General features: G+C 69.8%; 16 protein-coding genes and 3 pseudogenes. 10 read left to right on the top strand and 9 right to left on the bottom strand.

What is annotated here, in order from left to right; genetic code table 11:
* From ABTZ94_RS28000 to ABTZ94_RS27990, 3 genes and pseudogenes are all read right to left on the bottom strand, one after another.
* Window positions 1–197 (bottom strand): annotated as a pseudogene (locus ABTZ94_RS28000) (hypothetical protein); the annotation flags it as partial.
* Between the two features lie 99 nt (window positions 198–296).
* A complete protein-coding gene (locus tag ABTZ94_RS27995) occupies window positions 297–1,151 on the bottom strand; it encodes an ABC transporter permease (RefSeq protein WP_351204653.1) in 855 nt (284 codons plus the stop codon).
* Window positions 1,148–2,068 (bottom strand): ATP-binding cassette domain-containing protein, encoded by a 921-nt coding sequence (locus ABTZ94_RS27990; RefSeq protein ID WP_351204651.1) that lies wholly within the window; start codon window positions 2,066–2,068, stop codon window positions 1,148–1,150. Before ABTZ94_RS27990 ends, ABTZ94_RS27995 begins: the two co-directional genes overlap by 4 nt.
* A 207-nt stretch (window positions 2,069–2,275) precedes the next feature.
* Here ABTZ94_RS27990 and ABTZ94_RS27985 point away from each other — a divergent pair, with 207 nt between their 5' ends.
* Entirely contained in the window at window positions 2,276–3,451 is a 1,176-nt protein-coding gene (locus ABTZ94_RS27985) for a sensor histidine kinase (RefSeq protein WP_351204649.1), read from the top strand.
* A complete protein-coding gene (locus ABTZ94_RS27980; protein ID WP_351204647.1) occupies window positions 3,448–4,110 on the top strand; it encodes a response regulator in 663 nt (220 codons plus the stop codon). Before ABTZ94_RS27985 ends, ABTZ94_RS27980 begins: the two co-directional genes overlap by 4 nt.
* An 81-nt stretch (window positions 4,111–4,191) precedes the next feature.
* On the opposite strand, the gene ABTZ94_RS27975 is transcribed toward ABTZ94_RS27980, so the two are convergent.
* From ABTZ94_RS27975 to ABTZ94_RS27960, 4 genes are read right to left on the bottom strand one after another with little or no spacing between them, the layout of a single operon-like run.
* On the bottom strand, window positions 4,192–5,736 hold the full coding sequence (locus ABTZ94_RS27975) for a phytoene desaturase family protein (RefSeq protein ID WP_351204645.1): 1,545 nt from the start codon (window positions 5,734–5,736) through the stop codon (window positions 4,192–4,194).
* 52 nt (window positions 5,737–5,788) lie between these two features.
* Complete coding sequence (locus ABTZ94_RS27970) at window positions 5,789–8,035, bottom strand: serine/threonine-protein kinase (RefSeq protein ID WP_351204643.1); 2,247 nt, start codon at window positions 8,033–8,035, stop codon at window positions 5,789–5,791.
* A gap of 27 nt (window positions 8,036–8,062) precedes the next feature.
* The gene (locus ABTZ94_RS27965) at window positions 8,063–8,950 is read right to left on the bottom strand and encodes an oxygenase MpaB family protein (protein ID WP_351204641.1); all 888 of its coding nucleotides are present in this window, start codon (window positions 8,948–8,950) and stop codon (window positions 8,063–8,065) included.
* A gap of 12 nt (window positions 8,951–8,962) precedes the next feature.
* Window positions 8,963–9,838: a universal stress protein gene (locus tag ABTZ94_RS27960; RefSeq protein ID WP_351204639.1), complete on the bottom strand. Its 876-nt coding sequence runs from the start codon at window positions 9,836–9,838 to the stop codon at window positions 8,963–8,965.
* A gap of 524 nt (window positions 9,839–10,362) precedes the next feature.
* Between ABTZ94_RS27960 and ABTZ94_RS27955 the strand changes: the two genes are divergently transcribed.
* From ABTZ94_RS27955 to ABTZ94_RS27940, 4 genes are all read left to right on the top strand, one after another.
* Window positions 10,363–11,229: a universal stress protein gene (locus ABTZ94_RS27955; RefSeq protein WP_351204637.1), complete on the top strand. Its 867-nt coding sequence runs from the start codon at window positions 10,363–10,365 to the stop codon at window positions 11,227–11,229.
* Window positions 11,230–11,443: 214 nt separating this feature from the next.
* Window positions 11,444–12,064: a CBS domain-containing protein gene (locus ABTZ94_RS27950; protein ID WP_351204635.1), complete on the top strand. Its 621-nt coding sequence runs from the start codon at window positions 11,444–11,446 to the stop codon at window positions 12,062–12,064.
* A gap of 142 nt (window positions 12,065–12,206) precedes the next feature.
* Window positions 12,207–13,082, top strand: a complete 876-nt coding sequence (locus ABTZ94_RS27945) for a universal stress protein (protein WP_351204633.1) — start codon at window positions 12,207–12,209, stop codon at window positions 13,080–13,082.
* A 189-nt stretch (window positions 13,083–13,271) separates the two neighbouring features.
* Window positions 13,272–14,564, top strand: a complete 1,293-nt coding sequence (locus ABTZ94_RS27940; RefSeq protein WP_351204631.1) for a cation:proton antiporter domain-containing protein — start codon at window positions 13,272–13,274, stop codon at window positions 14,562–14,564.
* Window positions 14,565–14,614: 50 nt separating this feature from the next.
* Here ABTZ94_RS27940 and ABTZ94_RS27935 read toward each other — a convergent pair.
* Both ABTZ94_RS27935 and ABTZ94_RS27930 read right to left on the bottom strand, forming a co-directional pair.
* Window positions 14,615–14,803: pseudogene (locus ABTZ94_RS27935) on the bottom strand (universal stress protein); the annotation flags it as partial.
* 26 nt (window positions 14,804–14,829) lie between these two features.
* Window positions 14,830–15,052 (bottom strand): annotated as a pseudogene (locus ABTZ94_RS27930) (CBS domain-containing protein); the annotation flags it as partial.
* 124 nt (window positions 15,053–15,176) lie between these two features.
* Here ABTZ94_RS27930 and ABTZ94_RS27925 point away from each other — a divergent pair.
* From ABTZ94_RS27925 to ABTZ94_RS27910, 4 genes are all read left to right on the top strand, one after another.
* Window positions 15,177–15,638, top strand: coding sequence for a Crp/Fnr family transcriptional regulator (locus tag ABTZ94_RS27925; protein ID WP_351204629.1), 462 nt, complete (start codon window positions 15,177–15,179; stop codon window positions 15,636–15,638).
* Between the two features lie 49 nt (window positions 15,639–15,687).
* Window positions 15,688–16,311 carry a CBS domain-containing protein gene (locus tag ABTZ94_RS27920; protein WP_351204627.1) on the top strand — a complete coding sequence of 208 codons (624 nt, stop codon included), beginning with the start codon at window positions 15,688–15,690 and terminating at the stop codon, window positions 16,309–16,311.
* 473 nt (window positions 16,312–16,784) lie between these two features.
* Entirely contained in the window at window positions 16,785–17,063 is a 279-nt protein-coding gene (locus ABTZ94_RS27915) for a cyclic nucleotide-binding domain-containing protein (protein ID WP_351204626.1), read from the top strand.
* Between the two features lie 46 nt (window positions 17,064–17,109).
* Window positions 17,110–17,820 (top strand): response regulator, encoded by a 711-nt coding sequence (locus tag ABTZ94_RS27910; RefSeq protein ID WP_351204625.1) that lies wholly within the window; start codon window positions 17,110–17,112, stop codon window positions 17,818–17,820.
* The last annotated feature ends 108 nt before the right edge of the window (window positions 17,821–17,928 follow it).

The raw sequence follows: 17,928 nt of genomic DNA, 5'->3' as shown, positions 1-17,928 counted from the left end.
TCCCGGTTCGGGGGGGCTGGGGGGCGCGGGGGGGGGCCGGGGCCCCCCCGGCCCCCCCCCCCCCCCCGGCCGAGCAGCGCTCCCCCACCGGCGAGCAGCAGCTGCCAACTGGCCGACGCCACAAAGGCGGCGAGCACGAACACAGCTCGCTCCAGATGATCGGCGTCGGCGGTGGCGCGGCTGCCGAGCACGAGCGCTGGATGTCTGCCCGGCGGGACACGTCTTCGCTGTGCGCCAATTGGCTGCGCCCCTCCTCGCCGAGATGGCCGCGCAGCATGCGCGCCCCGGAGGCATGTTCACACGTCGCGGTGCCGCACGACGACCGCTGCGAGTGCGACTGCGATCAGCGGCCAGAGCGCGTACACGATCCAGGAGCCGGGGACCGTGGCGGTGAACATGTGGGATTCGGGCGACGGCCCCCAGTTCTGGACCAGGCGCCTCCAGGCGCTGACCACCATCGTGTGGTTGATGTCGGCGGACCAGCGCTCGCTCTGCGAGAAGAGCGTGGGCAAGATCAGCAGCGTGAAGACGCTGGTGACCATGGTCGCGGCGCTGTGCCGGATCAGGACGCCGAGGCCCAGGCCGACCAGCGCGCAGACCGGGGCCAGCAGCGCGGATGCCACCATCGCCCGGAACACCCCGGGGTGGGTGATCGGGACCCCGGCGTGCCGCCCGTTCAGGATGGCCTGGGAGACCAGGAAGGAACCGGTGGAGATGACCGTGCCGACGGCGGTCCACAGCGCGGCGGTGACGACCGCCTTGGCCAGCACCACCGAGCTGCGGGCAGGAACGGCCACGGTGGTGGTGCGGATCAGGCCGCTGCTGTACTCGCTCACGACTGTGATGGCGCCGATGCTTCCGGCGACGAGCATCAGCGTCATGTAGCCGGCCGACGGATAGGCGTCGAAGGGGAGGAAGTCGTGGGGCTGTCGCGTGCTCGGGCTGGAGCTCGCGAAGTTCTTGTAGTCCGCCAGTGCCGCCACGGCGGCGGACCCGATGACGAACAGGGTGGTGAGTGTGATCGTCCACGGGGTGGAGCGCAGGGACCGCATCTTGATCCACTCAGAGGCGAGCAGGTCGCGGAAGCGGGCGGGCGGCTCGGCGACGGGCGCGGCCGAGGTGGTCGGGGTGACAGAGGTGAGTGTGGTCATCGGGGCTGTCCTGCCAGGTATTCGACGCTGTCGGCGGTGAGTTCCATGAAGGCCTCCTCCAGTGAGGCGGTCCGGGTGGTCAGCTCATTCAGCAGGATCTGGTGCTCGAAGGCGAGCGCTCCGATCCGGTCCGCCGGCAGCCCGGTCACGGCGAGCTTCTCGGCGCCCGCCGAGCCCTCCGGTTCGACCGACGCGCCTTCGGCGGTCAGCACCGCTGCCAGCTCGGCGGCCTGCTGCGTGCCCACCACGACACTGGGGCGGGTGCTGCGGGCCGCGAAGTCCCGTACCGACTCGGCGGCGATGAGTCGGCCCCGGCCGATGACGACGAGCTGGTCGGCGGTGTTCTCCATCTCCGACATCAGGTGGCTGGAGAGAAAGACCGTGCGCCCCTCGGCGGCCAGGCGCCGGAAGAGGCGGCGCATCCAGAGCACGCCTTCCGGGTCCATGCCGTTGACCGGCTCGTCGAACATCAGCACGGGCGGGTCGCCGAGGAGGGCGGTGGCAATCCCGAGCCGCTGCTTCATGCCGAGCGAGAACCCGCCGATGCGGCGGGTCTCCGCCTCGGCCAGCCCCACCTCCTGCAGCACTTGGTCCACCCGACGCAGCGGGATGCCGTTGCTGCGGGCGAGGGCGGACAGGTGGGCCGCTGCGCTGCGTCCGCCGTGGACCTGGTTGGCATCGAGGAGGGCGCCGACGTGCCGCAGTCCGCGTGGGTGGTTCTGGAACGGGACGCCGCTGACGGTGGCGGCGCCGCCGGTGGGCGCGTCCAGGCCGAGGATCATCCGCAGAGTGGTGGTCTTGCCGGCTCCGTTGGGGCCGAGGAATCCGGTGACCTGGCCCGGCCGCACGGTGAAGGACAGATGGTCGACGGCGGCCTTGCCGCCGTAGCGCTTGGTGAGTTCGTTGACTTCGATCACAGGGACAACCCTGCCGGGAGGCCCACGTCCGGGCATGGGGCCCAGGGCGGCAATCGCGCGGCCGGGTTGGCCCGCGGGCGTACGTCCCCGGGCCGATGACGCGCAGGCAGCGGCTGGTTAGTCTCGCAGCATGGACGCCACACCAACCACCCCGTTGCCTGCGCGCGTTCCGCATCGCAACCTCCCTCTCGAAAGGGCACACCACCGATGACGAGAACGAAGGTCATGGCCCGGCTGGGGGGTGTCCTGTACCTCTTCATGGTGGTTCTGCTGGTGGGGGGCGCGCCGCGGGCTTCGGGCACGGTCCACGGTGTCGGGTCGCTGCTGGCTGCGAGCCTGCTCGTCGGTGTGCTGCGACGGGCGCCGCTGCTGGCTCTGGCCATGACGCTCTTCGGATCCACCGCCGTGGTGGTGGGCCCTCCGAGCTCCGCGCATGCGAGCCTGTCGGTATCGTATCAGGGCCAGTTCCTGTCGTATCTGGCGGTGGACCTCGTCCTGGGTTTCATTGTCGCCACCTGCACGCGGCGAGCTTCGATCGTCGCCGTGGCCGTATCTTTCACCGTGCAGTTCATGGTGATCGGCGGCTTCACGCACGGGGACAATCTGGCCGTCAACGGCGTGATCGCACTCTTGACGATGGCAGCATCCTGCATGGTCGGTCTGCTGAGTCGCGAGCGTCGCGAGCACGCGGTGGCGCTGCGTTCGCAGGAGGTGGCCGAGGCCGTGACCGCCGAACGGCTGCGGATCGCTCGGGAGTTGCACGACATGGTCGCGCACAGTATCGGCATCATTGCCATCCAGGCCGGGGTGGGCAGCCGGGTCATCCAGACGCAGCCTGCGGAGGCCCGCGAGGCACTGCGAGCGATCGAGGCCACCAGCAGAGAGACCCTGTCGGGCCTCCGGCGCACGCTGGTGGCGCTCCGTCAGGCCGACCTGGGCGCGGCGACCTCGGGGCAGGCGCCTCTCGCGCCCGCGCCGGGTCTGGCGGACATCGAACGGCTGGCGGCGGCGACTGCGGACGCGGGGGTACGCGTCGACGTGCGCCGCATTGGGGAGCAGCGTCCTTTGCCGGCCGACATCGACCTGTCCGCCTACCGTATCGTGCAGGAGGCGCTGACCAACGTGGTCCGCCACGCGGGCACCGGGCGTTGTCGGGTGGCCATCCGCTACGGGGACAAGGAGTTGTCCGTGGAGATCGTCGACGACGGGCGCGGAGTCACCGATAACGGCTCGGCCCACGGCTTCGGCATCGTAGGCATGCGGGAGCGGGCAGGCCTGCTGCACGGCCACCTCAGCGCCGGGCCGCGTCCCGAGGGCGGCTTCCGGGTGGCAGCGCTGCTGCCGCTGCCCGAACCCGTCGGAGTTCCCGTGGAGGCCCGATGACCGTCCGTGTCGTGCTCGCCGACGACCAGCCGTTGGTGCGGTCCGGTCTGCGTGTGATCATGGCCGATCACCCCGACCTGGTGGTCGTCGGTGAGGCTGCCACCGGCGCCGAGGCAGTCCAACTGGTCAGGGATGTCAGCCCCGACGTCGTGGTGATGGATATCCGGATGCCCGGCATGGACGGGATCGAGGCCACTCGCCTGATCACGACCGGTCCGGCAACGACCCGCGTCGTTGTCCTGACCACCTTCGACGAGGACGACCACGTCTACGGCGCGCTCCGGGCCGGCGCGAGCGGCTTCGTGGTCAAGGACATGGCGCTGGACGACATCCTCGCGGCGATCCGCGTGGTCGCAGCCGGCGACGCACTGATCGCGCCGGGTGTGACGCGCCGTCTGATCGCGGATTTCGCCGGGCGCCCCGGGGCTGCCCCGGAGCGCTCTCCACGGCCGGTCGAGGGCATCACCGAGCGGGAACGGGAAGTGCTGACCCTGGTCGGACGCGGCCGGTCGAACACCGAGATCGCGGAGGATCTCTTCATCGCGGTGGCCACGGCCAAGGCGCACGTGTCGCGGCTGTTCACCAAGCTGGGCGCCCGGGACCGGGTTCAGCTCGTGATCACCGCCTATGAGATGGGACTGGTCACACCGCCTCGCTGAGCGCGTCCCTGGCCCCATGGTGAAGTCGGAAATGTCGTGTCGCCCCCACAGGTGGCGTGTTCGGTCGTCGGCGCAATAGGGTCACCGGCCCAGCGCCGCCATCGCGGCGTTGTGGCCGGGAACCCCGCTGACCCCGCCACCGCGTACGGCACCCGCCCCGCACAGCAGCACATTGGCGTGCGCCGTCTCCACACCCCACCGGCCGGTGGATTCGGTGGCGTACGGGAAGGCGAGGTCCCGGTGGAAGATATGGCCGCCGGGCAGCCGCAGATCCTGTTCGAGGTCGAGCGGTGTCTTCGCCTCGATGCACGGCTCGCCGTTCCCGTCGCGTGCCAGGCAATCGGTGATCGGCTCGTCCAGGTGCGCGTCGAGTTCGGCGAGCGTGGCCGTCAGCAGCTCTGCGCGCGTCGCCGCGTTGTCGGCGGCGAAGAGCCGGGCGGGGGTGTGCAGGCCGAAAAGGGTGAGGGTCTGGTAGCCGCGGGCGGCGAGGTCGGGGCCGAGGATCGACGGGTCGGTCAGCGAGTGGCAGTAGATCTCGGACGGCGGGGCGCCGGGCAGCCGGCCCGCCGTCGCGTCCCGGTAGGCGTCGGCGAGCTGCCCGTACCCCTCGGCGATGTGGAACGTGCCGGCGAAGGCCTCGCGCGGGTCGACGGTGCGGTCACGCAGCCGCGGCAGCCGGGTGAGCAGCATGTTCACCTTCAGCTGCGCGCCCTCGGCCGGGGTGGGCGGTTCGTCCCCGAGGAGGGCGGCGAGCGCCTGCGGCGAGGCGTTGACGAGGACCCTGCCGGCCGTGACGACATGTTCCGCTTCGGGTGAGCGGACGGTGATCTCGGCCCGTGTTCCGTCGGTCTCGATGCGGGTCGCCTCGTGCTGTACCCGGATCTCCGCCCCGGCCTCGCGGGCGGCCCGGGCGAGGGCGTCGGTGAGTGCGCCCATGCCACCGACCGGGACGTCCCAGTCGCCGGTTCCCCCGCCGATGACGTGGTAGAGGAAGCAGTGGTTCTGGAGCAGGGACGGATCGTGCGCATCGGCGAAGGTGCCGATCAGGGCATCGGTGAGAACGACTCCGCGTACGAGGTCGTCGCTGAAGTGCTCCTCGACGGCGACACCGATGGGCTCTTCGAAGAGTGTCCGCCAGGCCTCCTTGTCACCGATCCGCTCGCGCAGTGTGTCGCGGGTGGGCAGAGGTTCGGTGAGCGTCGGGAAGGCCCGCTCGGCGACGCGGCGCGTCATGCCGTAGAAGCGCCGCCACGCCTCGTACTCCCGGTCCGAGCCGGTGAGTGCGGCGAAGGAGTCCCGGGTGCGGTCCCCGCTGACGAGCAGCCCGGTGGCGCGGCCGCCGCGCACGGTCGGGGTGTACGAGGAGACGGTCCGTTTGCGTACGGCGAAGTCCAGGCCGAGGTCGCGGACGATCTTCTGCGGCAACAGTGACACGAGGTACGAGTAGCGTGACAGGCAGGCGTCGACCCCGTCGAAGGGGCGGGTGGAGACAGCCGCTCCGCCGGTGGTGGCGAGGCGTTCCAGGACCAGGACGGATTGTCCGGCGCGGGCGAGGTAGGCGGCGGCGACCAGGCCGTTGTGGCCGCCGCCCACGATCACCGCGTCATAGCTGTCGGGTGCGGGCATGCCCTTTCGTAACACGGGACGATCACCACTGACCAGAGGCGGTGGTGTCCGGTCAGTGCGGCGGCGCTCCCCGTCCGCGGCGCAGAGCCGCGACCCGGCGGTACAGCTCGACGGCCTCCGGTCCCCGGCCGAGCTGCTCCAGGCAGTGCGCCTCGTCGTTGCGGGCGGCGAGGGTGTCGGGGTGGTCGGCGCCCAGGACACGTTCGCGGGCCTCGGCGACCTGGCTGTAGCCGGTGAGGGCGTCGGCCCAGCGGCCGAGCCAGCCGAGGCCGACGGCGACCTCGCGGCGGCTGGCGAGGGTGTCGGGATGGTCGGGGCCAAGGACGCGTTCGCGGACCGCGCACACGTCGCGCGCCTCGGCGAGCGCCTCCTCCCAGCGGGCGAGGCGCCCCAGGTTTACGCCGAGGCCGTGGCGGGCGCGGAGCGTTTCGGGGTCGGCGGGGCCGCCCACCCTGGTCCGGTCGTCGACGAGGGCGCGATACAGCTCCAGGGCCTCCGCGCTGCGGCCCAGGCGGCCGAGGCTGATGCCGACCTCGTAGCGGGCGGAGAGCGTGTCGGGATGGTCGGCGCCGAGCGACCGTGACCGGGCCCGGGCGACTTCCCGGTAGGTCTGCAGGGCCTCCGTCCAGCGCCCCAGCAGGCCCAGCGTGTACGCCACTTCGTAGAGCGTGACCAGGGTGTCGGGGTGGTCGGCACCGAGCAGACGGGTGCGGGCCGACGACACGTCCCTGGCCATCCGGTACGAGTCCTCCAGGCGGCCGAGCCTGCTCAGGTTGAAGGCGAGGTTGTGGCGGCAGCGCAGGGTGTCGGGGTGGTCGGGGCCCATCGACCGTTCCCGGGAGGCGAGGACCGCCGCGTACACCTGATGGGCCTCGAAGTGCCGGCCGAGCCGGCCCAGGACGTACGCCATCTCCTGGCGGGCCGCGAGGGTCTCCGGGTGGTCGGCTCCCAGGATGCGTTCGCGCCCCTGGGCGACGCGGCCGAACTCCCTCAGTGCGTCCGACGCGCGCCCGGTGCGGCTGAGGGTGAAGCCGACCTCGTAGCGGCTGGAGAGCGTGTCGGGGTGGTCGGGGCCGAGGGCGTGCTCGCGTTCGGCGGCGACCGCACGGTGCACTTCGCCGGCCTCCTCCCAGTGGCCGAGCCTGCCCAGGTTGAGGCCAGCGCTGTGCCGGTTGGCGAGGAGGGAGAGCAGTTCCGGAGACGGGGTCGGCCGCTCGGCCCTGACCGGAGACAGCCCTCCGGTGAGGTGCCGCATGTCGGTGGCGGTGGTCCACTCGCCGGTGAGGCCGGCGGAGTGGTCGGGCGGCGCGAGCCCGAGGTGGGCGCCGGACGCCTTGTGTCCGGTGGTCATGCCGCGGGTCCAGGCCGGCAGCTCCTGCCCGGGACGCACGACGGGAACGGGCGGCGCGAGCCGTACCTGCCCCGAAGGCTGGAGCTGCGGCTGCTCGCCGGTTCGGCCGACGGCGATCCGCTGCCGCAGGTCGCCCGCATCGACGGGCCGCTCCTCGGGGGTCTTGGCCAGCAGTTCCAGGACGACGCGGTCGAAGAATCCGGGGAGTTCGGCCCGGTGGGTGCGAAGGGGCTCGGGCTGGGTGTCACGGTGTCCGACAAGGACGGCCCAGGCGTCGTCGAGGTCGAACGGCGGTGCTCCGGTGGCGATCTCGTACAGGACGCACCCCAAGGAGTAGAGGTCGCTGCGGTGGTCGACATGGCCGCCGCTGATCTGCTCGGGCGACATGTAGTGCGGGGTGCCCATGGCGATGCCCGTACCGGTGAGGCGGGAGGTGAAGCCGATGTCGTGGCCGAGCCTGGCGATGCCGAAGTCGCAGATCTTCACTGTGCCATCGGCCAGCCGCATGATGTTGGCGGGCTTGAGGTCGCGGTGCACGATGCCCTGCTGGTGGGTGTAGCCGAGGGCATCGGCGACCTGTTCGGCGATGTCGACGATGTCGGGCACCGGCAGCGGATGCTGCTTGTTGTCCTCCAGGAGCTGGCTGAGGTTACGGCCGTCAAGGAGTTCCATCACCAGGTAGAGGACGCCCTCGTGCTCGCCGAAGTCGTGGACGACGGTGACGCCGCGGTGCTGGAGCGCCGCGGCGACGCGGGCCTCGCGGCGGAAACGTTCGCGCAGGATGCCGGTGAAGGACTGGTCGTGCTGGGACCCCATCGGCTTGAGGCATTTGACGGCCACATGGCGGCCGAGCGACTCGTCGCGGGCGCGCCATACCTCGCCCATGCCTCCGCGCCCGATCAGATCGAGCAGCCGGTACCGGCTCTGGATCAGCCTGGTGTCCGCCATCGCCTGCTGTCGCCCCCGTCGCTTCGCCTACCCCTGCGCCCTCCCCGGCCCGTCCAGTATGGCGGCCTGGCTGCGCAGTTTGTACGGGGTGGGGCGGCTGCCGGGACCGAGTCGGGCCATCGCGTTCAGAATGTGACCGGGCGGGAGTTGCCAGCGGAGCCGGGAGGGAATGCAGCGCAGCGCGGCTCCGGCGGTGCGCAGGCGGCGGTCGACGGTGCGCACGGGCCCCACGGGTCTGCCGTAGAGCTCATGGGCGCAGGGAGGCAGTGACTGGTAGGCAAGTGCCGCGACGCGCCGCCACAGCAGTGCGCGCGCCGGTAGGAGCAGTGGATGAACGGGGGGACGGCGCAGGAAGTCGTCGACGTCCAACGCCTCCGGGGATGCGGCGAGTTGTGGCCGCATCCGTTCGAAGTAGGCGGCGAGCTGTGCGGTGGAGGCCGGTACGTCGGCGGGGTCGAGGCCGACGAGACGCGCGCTGTGGCGGTGCTCGTCGATGTAGCGGTCGGCCTGGGCGTCGGTCAGCGGGAAGCCGGAGCGGCGTTCGACCTGGAGGTAGGAATCGACCTCGGCGCAGTGCACCCACAGCAGCAGCTCGGGTTCGTCGACGCCGTACGTCTCCCCGGTCACCGGGTCGGTGGCCTTGAGGAGCCGGTGGATCCTACGGACCCGGGCACCCGCCTTCTCGGCCGCTTCGGTGGTGCCATAGGTGATTGTCCCTACGAAGCCGGCCGTACGCATCAGCCGCCCCCAGGCGTCCTTGCGGAAGTCGGAGTTCTGCATGACGCCGCGTACGGCGCGCGGGTGCAGCGCCTGCAGGTAGAGCGCACGCACTCCGGCGACCCACATCATCGGATCGCCGTGCATCTGCCAGGTCACGGATCGGGGCCCGAAGAGCCCGGGGTCGGCGTCCACCATCTCTTGCTCATATCAGGCATGGGGGACGACGGCAACAGGACACCGCGCGTGATGGATGGCGGCTTGGGTTACGGGGCCCAGGTGTGACGCCAGAGCGGAACGATGCTTGCGTCGGCCGACAACCAGCAGGGCGGCGCCCTCCGCGGCGCGTACGACTGCCTTGGCGGGGCTTTCGAGAGCGATGCTCTCGGCCACCTCCACCAGCGGGAACTTCTCACGCCAGGGGCGGAGGGTCCGGCTGAGGAGCTTCTGCGCGTCCTGCGTGATTCTTTCCGTCACGTCGTGGTCCACGCCCCAGGGCACGTAGGCATCGAGCGGCAGACTTCGGCCATGGACGGCCCGAAGAGGCATGCCCCGCGCTGCTGCGGTACCGAAGGCGAATTCGAGCAGGTCGTCACGGGAGTCGTGCAGTTTCAGTGCCACCACTACGCCGCCTGCCGCAGCTGGAGTGGGCTGTGGCCCTTCTCCGCTCGTTTCGGCACGCACCAAAACCACCGGCCTCTCGGCCCGTGCCACGACGGGCAGGCTGATGTCTCCCAGGAAATAACTCTCGACGGGCGCCAGCCCCCGCGAACCGAGCACGATCATCTCGGACTCCGACGCCGCTCGCAGCAGCGCGTCTTGGGCGTCGTCGGCAACCAGGTTGCCGACGACAGGGAGGCCGGCGTGGCGCGCCTGGAGCTCAGCCCGCGCGTTGTGCACGATCCGCTTCGCCCAGTAGTTCTGATCCATCTCCGCAGGAACGCCGGGCGGTTCCGGCACCAGCAGCGGCCACGCGTGCAACAGGCGCAGTGTGAGTTTGCGCCGCTCGGCTTCGTCGGCGGCCCAACGGGCAGCGGCAAGGCTCTCGGGTGAGCCGTCGAGGCCCACGGTGACGACTGGCTCCATGACGACTGCCTCCGTCTCGTAGGAAGCTGGACTGACGTGAGCGAGCCCGCCTTTGCGGACTGCTGTCCGTCGTCCCTGTGTCCTGGTCCGTAACCAGGACACAGGGACGACGGTGAGGATCACCGGTGGTGTGAGCATCTGCGCCGAGCGCGGCTTCGTCTCATTCGAGGAGTACCCCAGATCTCCTGGTGGCGCACGCGGGCCCTGATGGGGCTGGCCCGGCGGGGCGCGGAATCCGGCACATGGAGGAAGAACCCAGGCCGGCAGACGTGGTGCCCGGCACCGACCACGCCGCTCTCTCACCCGGCGAGAGCTTCCGGGAGAGACTGGAGATGGATTCGCCGAACTTCCTCAGCTTCGTCGAGGCACTCGGAGCAGACAGTTCTCCCCCTTCCGGAGGCGCCCACGGCGTGGAGGGGCTGGTCGGCCCCACAAGGGGGCCACATGGCCCCACCTTCGCCCCTGCTCCGCCGGGCGAGGCTGAGAACAGAGCGCAGACCTGCGGCACGCAGGAGGTTCCCGCCATGAAAGACCTCGTGACCGTCGGTGTCGACGGCTCCCCCGAGAGCCGGGCGGCCGCCGCTTGGGGCGCCCAGGAGGCGTCCTTGCGGCAGGTGCCACTGAGGCTCGTCCACGTCATCGCCTGGCCCATCAGCCCCGCCGTTCCACGACTGGGCCGCGAGACGGCCGACCAATGGGCCGACGAGGCGCTCGCCGGGGCCCTGGAGGATGTACGCCGCCGGCACCCGCATCTGGAGATCACCGCCCGGCGCCTCTCCGGCAGACCGGCCGCAGCCCTGGCTGTCGAAGCTGCCGACGTCGGCCTGCTCGTCCTCGGTTCTCGCGGCCTGGGCAGTCTGGTGGGCTTCCTCGTCGGTGCGGTGGGCACGGCGACACTCGTGGCCACCGATACGCCTGTGGTCCTCGTGCGGGTGGCGGATGAACCGGAGCACGGCGATCCCACCCCGTACGGCGAGATCATCGTGGGTGTCGACCACCACGACGCACCCGACAAGGTTCTCGCCTTTGCCTTCGAAGAGGCCGCCCGTCGCGGTTGCGCCCTGCGGGCGATCCACGGCTGGAAGCTTCCGCCCGCCTACAGGTTGCCGTTCATCGACTCCTACGACGAACGGGCAGCAGGTCGGCGCGCCACGCAGATGCTGGACGAACGGCTGCTGCCCTGGCGCCACAAATTCCCGTCGGTGAGCGTGGACCGGATGACGTTCATGGGATCCGCGGGCGGTCAACTCGTCCAAGCGGCGGCAGGCGCGGACCTCGTCGTCGTCGGCCGACACCTGCGCCGTTCTCCGCTGGGTGCGCATCTCGGACCGGTAGCCCATGCCGTCCTGCATCACGCCACCGCCCCCGTGGCCGTCATCGCCCACGACTGACACCCCCGAGCGGAAGGGAAATCGGACCATGATGCATCGCACTGTCCCCGAAGTCATGACCCGGGACGTTTGCGCGTCGTGCGCATGGTGCCGGGCGTCCGAGGGGACCGGTCCGACCCGACGAGCAGGTGTGCGCGTCGCACGCACGGTGCCGGGAGTCGTGGACGTGACGGTCCGATTCGATGCCGAAGTTCCCGCGTGAAGGAGAGCGACGATGAGGCATCGCAGCGTCTCCGACCTCATGACACCCACGGCTGTCACCGTCCAGCGCGGCACCACGTTCAAGGAAATCGCCCGGCTCCTCGACGAGTTCGGCGTCACGGCCGTTCCCGTCGTGGACGAGAAGGAGTGTCCCGTGGGTGTCGTCTCCGAAGCCGACCTGCTCCGCAGGCGCAGGTCCGGGAGCGGCGTGAACACCGCCGTCGGTCTCATGAGCCACCCGGCGATCACTGCGGCACCCGAGTGGAGCGTCGTCCGCGCGGCCCGCATCATGGAGAAGCACAAGGTCAAGCGACTCCCGGTCGTCGACAGCGAGGGCCGGCTCATCGGAGTACTGAGCCGCAGCGACCTCCTGCAACTCTTCCTGCGCAGGGACCGTGCAATCCAGGAGGAGATCCTCGAAGACGTCCTGACCCACACGCTGCGGCTCAGTCCGTCGTCGCTGACCGTCGAAGTAGCCGATGGTCTCGTGACCCTCAGTGGCACCGTGGGACGGCACAGCCTCGTCCCCATCGTCCTGCGTCTGTGCGGGAGCGTCGACGGAGTCGTGGACGTGATCAATCGGCTCGGCTACGAGCAGGAGGACATGCCGGTCGATGTACGAACGGGCACCTAGTGGCAGGAGAAGCCATGACACATCGACGAGTACGTGAGTTCATGGCCCGCGAGGTCGTCTCCGTCCCGGGAACTCCGCGTTCGGACAAGTGGGCGAGGCGAGTCCCCTGACCGCAAGCCAGTCCCGTCCGAGGGAGATCATCATGGACCAACGCATTGTCGTCGGCCTCGACGGATCCGCAGAAAGCGCCGCGGCGGCCCATTGGGCCGCGCGCGAGGCGCTCCTTCGCAGCGTGCCGCTGCACCTTGTGCATGCCGAGGAATGGTCATCGCCACCCGGCATTCCTGCTGCCAGGTCCGATGTCGGCCGCCAGTGGGCAAAGGCCCTCCTGCGCGACGCTTCCGACGAGCTTCGAGAGAAACACCCCCAGCTGGACATCAGCACCCAGTCGTTCGATGGCCGGCCGGCTGACTCTCTTGTCGGTGTCACAGCCGCCGCGGGCATGCTGGTCCTCGGCTCCCGTGGACTGGGCACGCTCACGGGTTTCTTCGTCGGTTCCGTCGGCATGGCTGTCCTCCACGCCGTGGAGCGGCCCGTTGTCCTGGTACGCGCGACGGAGGACGCAATGCCGCACGCCCGGGGACTCCACTTGGACCGCGACGTGGTCGTGGGCATCGACATCAGCCGACCGTGCGATGCCCTCCTCGCCTTCGCCTTCGACGAAGCATCACGGCGGGCCTGCACACTCCGTGCGCTGCACAGCTGGATGCTGCCCCCTCTTGCGGGGTCAGGATCCGCGTACAATCCCGAAGTCCATGCGCAGATCGCTCAAAGCATGAACACCGGCCTGGACAACATGCTGAAGCCTTGGCGGGACATGTACCCGGCGGTCAGCCTCGACGCACAGGTGACGGTCGGACATGCGTCCGAGCAACTCCTGGAGGCAGGCTCCGAAGCAGGCCTCATAGTCGTCGGCCGTCGCATCCGCCGGTCCTCGATCGGCGCGCACATCGGCCCGATCACTCACGCGGTCCTCCATCATTCCACCGCACCCGTCGCCGTCATCGCCCACGAATGAGGTCCCGCGGCGCCGCGCCCCCGAGTCCGTCCCCTCCCGGCAGCCCATGGCGTACGGCCGTGCATCGTCGATGCATTCCACCGCTCGGGTGAAAGCCGCGGTCATTCCCCCCGGCTGGGCCCTCATGACGCCACGACCACCCAGAATCGGGCCTCCGCGGGCGGTGCGGCCACGACTACGGAGTTCAGGGTGGATGGAACCTTCTCGCTGATCCTGCTTTTTCTCTTCCTCTGGGGTACGTACTCGCAGCGACTGGCGCGCGTCGAACTCACTGCCCCTGTGGCGTTCGTGCTGCTGGGCCTGCTGCTGGGCGAAGGAGTCGGAGTACTGGACCTGGCCCCCTCACCCGGGACTGTGCGGGCACTCGCCGAGGTCACGCTGGTCTGGGTGCTCTTCACCGATGCCGCGCGGTTGTCCTTCCGGGCCCTGCGCCCGGAGCTCGGTCTGTATGTACGGCTTCTGTTGCTCGGGCTGCCGATGTGCATCGGTCTCGGCACCCTGCTGGCCATGGGCCTGCTCCCCGGAGTGTCGGGCTGGGCTGCGCTGTACGTCGCGGCCGCAGTCGCTCCGACCGACGCCGCGCTCGGCGCCACGATGATGGTCAATCCGGTGGTGCCCGCGAGGATCCGCCGGCTCATCAACGTCGAGAGCGGCCTGAACGACGGCATCGCCACCCCGTTCGTCGTACTCGCCCTGGCCGGAGTCGCCGCGGCCGGGAGCACGACGGGCACCCATGCCCCCGGCAGCGCCCTCGTGGAACTCGCCATCGGCCTGGTCTACGGCACGGTACTCGGGCTCACAGCAGGATGGCTGCTGCGCTGCGCCCTGCGCAGAGGCTGGGCCACCGAGGACATCGCCGGAGCGGGCGTACTGGCATTGGCCCTCCTCGGCTACACCTCAGCCATCGCGATCGGCGGCAACGGTTTTGTCGCCGCCTTCATCGCCGGCCTGGCCTTCGGATCGGCGCACGGCGCCCCGCACCGCGTGCTGTTGTTCGTCGAGCAGTCCGCTTCGCTGTTTTCCCTACTGGTGTGGCTGCTCTTCGGTGCCGTACTGGTACCGGCCGCCGTCGATCACCTCACCTGGCAGGCACTTCTCTACGCGGTACTGAGCCTGACAGCGGTGCGCATGGTGCCAGTGGCCCTGTCCTTGGCCGGAAGCGCTCTGGACAGGAAAACCGTCCTGTTCGTGGGCTGGTTCGGCCCACGCGGGCTGGCATCCGTCATCTTCGCTCTGCTGGCGGTCGAGGGACTCGACCCGCCGGCCTCGCAGATGATCGTCCCGGTGGTCGCCTGCACCGTGCTGCTCAGTGTCTTCGCACACGGCATCACCGCCGCTCCTCTCGCCCAGCGCTACGGAAGAGCGTCAGCCGTCACCGGCAAGCCACCGGCCGGTCCGGCCGTGAACGATCTGCCCATCCGGGGAATGACGCCAGGCACCACCCATGGTCACCGGCACGGCAGGCGCGACGGGCACGCATGACCAACCCCTATTGGAGGAACGCCACGTAGACCGATCGTGACGCGCATCTGCACGGCGGGCGGAACACGCGGGAGCGACGGCCACGCGTGCAGCCGGCACAGTGTGAGTTTGCGCCGCTCGGCTTCGTCGGCGGCCCAATGGGCAGCGGCGAGGCTCTCGGGCGAGCCGTCGAGGCCGACGGCTCCATGCCGACTGCCTCCGTCTCGTGCGAAACTGGAACGACGGTGTGCGAGAGCCACCTGTCCGGACTGTTCCCCCTTGTGCCCATGGCGTCGTCGTGGCGCAGGAAGACCCGCAGCAGGTCGCTGCGGCCGACCATGCCGAGCAGCTTGTCCGTCTCGTCCACGACGGGCAGGCGTTTGACGTTCTGCACTTCCATGAAGCGGGCCGCCTCGACCACGGTCCACTCCGGACGCACACACCGCGGGAGCCGACAGCAGCTCCTGCGCTCTGGCCCCCTCGGCCTTGGGCCGGCGGGCCGCCAAGTGCTGCGAAAGATCGAACACTCTCCCGCCCCGGGCCGGACGGGTCCACACAGGGGGCCGGTCGACCCATGTCCGTGAACCCGCTCTCCAGCGATCCTGAAATCGGAGACCACAGAGGAGGCCGCCGATGAGCACATCTCCGACTCGCATAAACGCAGCCCTGCCTGCCCCGTACCGTGCCCGTCTGATGCAGATCGGACAGGAGGTCAATTTCGACGAGGGAACCCGTCTCTTCCACGAAGGCGACCGCGCGGACCGCTTCTGGATCCTGCGCTCGGGCACCGTCACCCTGGACTTCCGCGTCCCGGGCAGTACCCCGGCCACGATCGAGAGTCTCGGGTCCGGCGAACTGGTGGGCTGGTCCTGGCTGTTCGAACCCTACGTCTGGCACCTCGGAGCCGAGGCGATGACGCCTGTCCGTACCCATGAGTTCGACGCAGCGACGGTACGGATGATGATGGACGCAGATCCCGCCTTCGGTTCGGCCATCGGCCATTGGGTCGGGCAGGTTCTCGCCCACCGGTTGCAGGCCGCACGGATCCGTCTGCTCGATCTTTACGCCCCTCACGGCAGCGGCGGTCTCGTGTGATGTACACCGCCGTGCCACCACTGCAAGAGCCACGCCCGAGGAGCACCTCATGGCTGCATCCCGGTACACCGTCAGCGACGTCATGACCCATACGGCCGTGGCCATCGGCCGCGAGGCGTCGTACAAGGAGATCGTCGAGCTGATGCACCAGTGGAAGGTCAGCGCGGTGCCGGTACTCGAAGGCGAGGGCCGTGTCGTCGGGGTCGTATCCGAGGCGGACCTGCTGCCGAAGGAGGAGTTCCGACAGGACGGCCCGGCACTGCCCGGCCAGTTGGAGGAGGCGTCCAAAGCCGACGCGGTGCTGGCCGAGGAGCTGATGTCGAGCCCGGCTGTCACGGTGCACCCCGATGCCACCCTCGCCGAGGCCGCCCGCATCATGGCGCGCAAGCAAGTGAAACGTCTTCCCGTCGTCAACGGCCTCGGCATGCTGGAGGGCGTCGTGAGCCGCAGCGACCTGCTGAAGGTGTTCCTTCGACCCGACGAGGAGATCGACGAGGAAATCAGATCCGCTGTTGTCGCCGAACTTTCTCCCCTGGACCGCGTGGAATTCTCCGTGCTGGACGGTGTCGTCACCCTTCGGGGCCCACTCCGGAACCGTTCGCTGGTGCCACTGCTGGCTCGGGCCATTCGAACGGTCGAAGGCGTCGTGGACGTGCGCACGGAGCTTGCCTGATTTTCGTGCCAGCAGTGCGGCCCCTGGCAGCCGATGCCATGGGGTGCCGCCGGCAGGAAGACCACAAGGAGCACCCTGCCCCGGCGCTGGATGCGGTCCCATGCGCGGATCGGCAGCCTGCGAGTGGGCGCACCACGTTCATGGTCTTCGCCGGAGAAAACTTCTTCGGTCATGGCCAGGCTCGTTCCTCTGCGACAGCGATCTCTGCCCGCTGCGCGTCGCGAGGGGTGCGGGCCGGGGCTTGTATCTCCATCCGGTACACCCGCACGGCCCGTGGCATGGGCTGAGCGGGCGCGAGACCGGGCCGGTCGGCCCAAGCGCCGTACACCGTCAGCGGCACACGATGGAGTGGATGAAAAGCTCGCGGAGCAGTGGCAGGCCCGACGACCGGACCGATTCCACGAAGGATGCGTGCAGCATGCATATCGTTCGGGCCGGGCGGTCGGCCGGCATCGTTGGGGACGGAGGGTGCCATGCCGCGAACCAGGAGTCTGCTGGACGTACTCCTGCCCGAGGGCCGGGCACGCCTGCTCGACGAAGCAGCCCGTGAGGTGCCGCTGGTCCTCGGCGCACGCCTCTTCGAGGAAGGCAGACGGGCCGACCGCTTCTGGATCATCCGCTCCGGGCAGGCCGAGGTCGGCCTCCCTGTGCCCGGCCGTCGCGCGGCGGACGTGGAGACGCTGGGCCGGGAGCGGTCCAGGGCGTGGGACAGTCCGGCCCTGGTGCGTGCCCTCCTGCGCGGACCACGATGAGTGGGGGGCGGGACGGGGGCAGCACGTCGACAGTGAGGAGGACGCCATGAGCGACGATAGTGGTTTCTCGGCGCAGAAGCCGATCCGCGTGTTCCTGCTGGACGACCACGAGGTCGTCAGGCGCGGGGTGCAGGATCTGCTGGACGCGGAACCCGATATCGAGGTCGTCGGCGACGCCGGAACAGCCGCTCACGCACTGGTCCGCGGCCCGGCGCTCCGCCCCGATGTCGCGATTCTCGATGTGCGGCTGCCGGACGGCGACGGGATCACGGTCTGCCGTGAGCTGCGCTCATGGATGCCGGAACTGGCCTGTCTGATGCTCACCTCGTTCGACGACGACGAGGCGCTGCTCGATGCCATCATGGCCGGTGCGGCAGGCTACGTACTCAAGGAGATCAAGGGTTCGGACCTCGTCTCCGCCGTCCGCACACTGGCTTCCGGGCGCTCGACCCTCGACCCGGCGACCACGGCACGGCTGATGAGCAGCCTGCGCGAGGAGGAATTCGGCACTGAACCCGCGGAGGACGACGCGCTGTCGGGGCTGTCGCCCCGGGAGAAGGACGTCCTCGTTCTGATCGGCGAAGGGCTGACCAACAGTCAGATCGGTAAGCGTCTCTACCTGTCGGAGAAGACGGTCAAGAACCACATCTCCCGTCTGCTGGCCAAGCTCGGTGTCGAGCGCCGCATCCAGGCGGCCGTGATCGCCGCGCACGCCACCGAACACTCCACACACGGTACCGAGCGTCATCAAAGGTGACTCTGCGGACCCCAGGGCCTCAGGAAGGCCCCTGCGCGAACGCAGCTGAGAGCTTGGGGAAGGAGCGTCGGCGACTGACGACAACGCCGGAGGCACAGGCCCCGCGAG

It is taken from the genome of Streptomyces sp. NPDC002785 (assembly GCF_040295565.1).
Lineage (GTDB): Bacteria > Actinomycetota > Actinomycetes > Streptomycetales > Streptomycetaceae > Streptomyces.
Note: the sequence above shows the minus strand (reverse complement) of the source record. Positions and strands in the feature narration are given on the sequence as shown.

Excerpts from the sequence above, each read along its gene's own strand:
- ABTZ94_RS27995 (WP_351204653.1), bottom strand. The coding sequence starts at position 1,151 with ATGACCACACTCACCTCTGTCACCCCGACCACCTCGGCCGCGCCCGTC.
- ABTZ94_RS27985 (WP_351204649.1), top strand. The coding sequence starts at position 2,276 with ATGACGAGAACGAAGGTCATGGCCCGGCTGGGGGGTGTCCTGTACCTC.
- ABTZ94_RS27980 (WP_351204647.1), top strand. The coding sequence starts at position 3,448 with ATGACCGTCCGTGTCGTGCTCGCCGACGACCAGCCGTTGGTGCGGTCC.
- ABTZ94_RS27975 (WP_351204645.1), bottom strand. The coding sequence starts at position 5,736 with ATGCCCGCACCCGACAGCTATGACGCGGTGATCGTGGGCGGCGGCCAC.
- ABTZ94_RS27970 (WP_351204643.1), bottom strand. The coding sequence starts at position 8,035 with ATGGCGGACACCAGGCTGATCCAGAGCCGGTACCGGCTGCTCGATCTG.
- ABTZ94_RS27965 (WP_351204641.1), bottom strand. The coding sequence starts at position 8,950 with ATGGTGGACGCCGACCCCGGGCTCTTCGGGCCCCGATCCGTGACCTGG.
- ABTZ94_RS27960 (WP_351204639.1), bottom strand. The coding sequence starts at position 9,838 with ATGGAGCCAGTCGTCACCGTGGGCCTCGACGGCTCACCCGAGAGCCTT.
- ABTZ94_RS27955 (WP_351204637.1), top strand. The coding sequence starts at position 10,363 with ATGAAAGACCTCGTGACCGTCGGTGTCGACGGCTCCCCCGAGAGCCGG.
- ABTZ94_RS27950 (WP_351204635.1), top strand. The coding sequence starts at position 11,444 with ATGAGGCATCGCAGCGTCTCCGACCTCATGACACCCACGGCTGTCACC.
- ABTZ94_RS27945 (WP_351204633.1), top strand. The coding sequence starts at position 12,207 with ATGGACCAACGCATTGTCGTCGGCCTCGACGGATCCGCAGAAAGCGCC.
- ABTZ94_RS27925 (WP_351204629.1), top strand. The coding sequence starts at position 15,177 with ATGAGCACATCTCCGACTCGCATAAACGCAGCCCTGCCTGCCCCGTAC.
- ABTZ94_RS27920 (WP_351204627.1), top strand. The coding sequence starts at position 15,688 with ATGGCTGCATCCCGGTACACCGTCAGCGACGTCATGACCCATACGGCC.
- ABTZ94_RS27915 (WP_351204626.1), top strand. The coding sequence starts at position 16,785 with ATGCCGCGAACCAGGAGTCTGCTGGACGTACTCCTGCCCGAGGGCCGG.
- ABTZ94_RS27910 (WP_351204625.1), top strand. The coding sequence starts at position 17,110 with ATGAGCGACGATAGTGGTTTCTCGGCGCAGAAGCCGATCCGCGTGTTC.